The organism is Priestia sp. P5_B4 (assembly GCF_056400385.1).
Map to the genome: position 1 here is coordinate 1 of NZ_JBFULJ010000495.1, position 2,816 is coordinate 2,816.

Here is a 2,816-nt window from a genome sequence, read left to right on the forward strand (position 1 = left end):
GGCATATTACGCCTCTACTTTCTGTTTAGAAATCTACATCGATATCTTCTTGAATGGTTCCGGTCACTTTTTCACTTTTAATTAATTGACCTTCTTTAAATGTTTCTTCTTCCTCATTTTCAACGGGTTTCAGCTGCTTATAGGAAGGAGCTGACGCAGAGCCCAGCTCTTTTTTAAGCAAATGAATTTCGCCTAACAGCTCGGTTCTCAATGAATGAATTAACGATTGAAACTCGTCTTCCCGGCTGTCTTTCTGCCTGTTTTGTTCCACAAGCTTCGCTACATAATCCTGAAGGTCCTTTGCCTGCGAGGCCTCATGCTCCTCACGATTTGCAGCAAGACGTGAATTCATTTCTTTTTTTAGTAAGTCAATTTCGCCCAACAGCTCTTTTCGAAGTGAATGAACGAGCGTCTCCACTTCATTTTCTTTGCTCTTTTTTTGCAAGTCTTGCTGTATGAGTCTTACTACATAGTCCTGCAGCTCGCTTGCCTGCTGTTTTTCTTTCAGAAATGATGACACTTCTGACGGAATGTCAGCAGTGTCGATTGTGAAATTTGCACATTCATCTCTATTACTTACGGTCTTTTCCCTTGCTCCCATCATATCTGCTGATAGATTGCCAGCTGTCAGAAACGCATTTGATAGTAAGTAAAACGGTGCAGCCATTTGGGAGCTTAGCTGACCGTACCAATCATCTAGTGCTTCCTTAAGGCGAGTGTTTTGATGACTCATATATGCTCCCCCTTTTTAAACGTGAACTGCGTTTGTTTCATGTCTGCTTAAAATTTCAAGACCGTATAAATTTAATTTGCGCGTCTCCGGCAAGAAAAGATGATTTTCTTCTCTGATTTCTTCCCCGTACATGTTATCAATCTGCTCTGCAATAAACTGTTGAAGGATAGGAGCCAGTCCTCCAATATAAATATATTTATAGACTTTATCTTTTGGCGATGGAAATAGATTTTCAATTTTCGTTAATAAAATTTGCGTGTATTCTCTAAGCGAAGCGTGAATAGGCTCCGTGAGATCTACTTTTTTCCCGCTATTGCCGTCTCTTTGCTCCATTTTTGCTTTATGGATATTAGCAATAATAAACTCTTCTAATGAACGAACATCATCAAAATACTCAAGCAGTTTTTCATTTCTTAGCTTTTCAATATGCTTCAAATATGAAATATCCGTAAGACACTTCAGCGAATTTCTGCTTTTAGGAGCTTGAAGTCCTGCAGGAAGAAGCGCARGGTCAACCGTGCCTCCGCCCAAATCTACAATTAGCGTTTCAAAATGTTTGAATGCATTTGCTTCTTCTCTATCTTGTAATTCAAAATCTTTTTTGATCGCCCAGCGAGCAACTTCACTTTCAATACGGCATTTGCTCGTTTCAATGTTCACAGTGAGCGTTTTTTCTAATCCAGGAGTCAATACCGTAACCGTGTGCTCTCCTTGAAAACGTTCGGCCATCTTCTGCTGCATTTCACTGAATTTATTTGTTTTCTTAAGCAGCCAAATCGGAAGCATAGTCGAGAAATAATTAATCGTCACATGATTATCCTCTTTGTCTTTTCCTTTAAGTATGTTGTAATAAGCAACTGAAGCTAAAAACATCACATAAGGAATATCAGATTCAGTTTTATTATGTAACTTATTAATATGGATATTGCCTAGCACGTGTTTCTCTGCTGCGTCTCCTACTAAATAATACTTTTCTACTCCTTCGATTGTTGTAGAAATCAGTAAATTTTGAAGAAGTAATTCCGGTTCATTTACACTTGAAGGAAAATGACCCTCTGCCTGATCTTTTGTGATTTCTACTACGTTTGTAGGAATTTCATAGTAATAACCATCCACTAGCGTTTGAAAAATTGAGTTACCAAAATCAACGTTTTGACGTTTGATATCCATCCTTGTTTCTCCCCTTTATCTTTTCGTGACAACACTAATAAGTATATATTTTCCTCATTTGTTTGTCTAAGTATTTAAATAATTTATGTTATTCGAAATTGACAATTAATTAATTTTAGACGGCTAATGTAATTGAAAAGCACTTGGAATGCTTCTTTTTACCAGTACCCCTTTTTACAAGGAATGTAACATGTGACGCTGTGACTTTCCCTTAATTTTTTTGCAATATAAGCCCTTCAATCACCAGCTAGAAGCAGCCACATACATGAAACCTATGTTCACCCTAACACCAAAAAAACCCGAACCATCACTCAGATTAACAGTTCGGATTTAACGTTAACTAAAATATTTTTGTCTCAGCCTCTGGGCTTTTTTATTTATTAATAACGCCATTTGTCTTTTTTTCTTTGCGGATTTTCTGGCAGTTTACTAAAGCCTATTTCTTCAAGACCTTTTTCTAACGTCGCTCTTGTTTTGATTGTTCCAAAATCCACGCCTAAATCCACAACGGTTTGCGCGATTTCCGGACGTATTCCGGTAATCATCGTTTTAGTGCCGATAAGCTGTAAGGCTTTTACAATTTGAAAAATATTGTCCGCTACCATCGTATCGACGATAAGAACACCTGAAATATCAAATATTAAATAACTCAGCTGCAGCTGAGCGCTTTTTTCTAAAGCCGTTTCCATAATAAGCTGCGAACGATGCGTATCAATTTGTCCAACGATTGGCATCACAGCGATTCCTTCAGAAAGAGGAACGATGGGAACTGATAATTCTTCTAGCGCTGCATAAGCGCGTTTTATGGTCTCCGTATTATGTTCTTCGTAGATTTCGACAAATATATGATTAAGCTGATCAAGCATCGGATCAATTTTTTTACTTACATCAAGCATCGTAATAGGAGCAAACT

At 37.7% G+C, this 2,816-nt stretch carries 3 protein-coding genes; all 3 read right to left on the minus strand.

Features of this window, described 5'->3' with window-relative positions:
- Window positions 1–25: 25 nt before the first annotated feature.
- Window positions 26–733: a hypothetical protein gene (locus AC1DRF_RS21850; protein ID WP_477741685.1), complete on the minus strand. Its 708-nt coding sequence runs from the start codon at window positions 731–733 to the stop codon at window positions 26–28.
- A gap of 15 nt (window positions 734–748) precedes the next feature.
- Entirely contained in the window at window positions 749–1,903 is a 1,155-nt protein-coding gene (locus AC1DRF_RS21855) for an Alp7A family actin-like protein (RefSeq protein WP_477741686.1), read from the minus strand.
- A gap of 380 nt (window positions 1,904–2,283) precedes the next feature.
- On the minus strand, window positions 2,284–2,816 hold a 533-nt coding region (locus tag AC1DRF_RS21860), incomplete at its 5' end, for an STAS domain-containing protein (protein ID WP_477741687.1).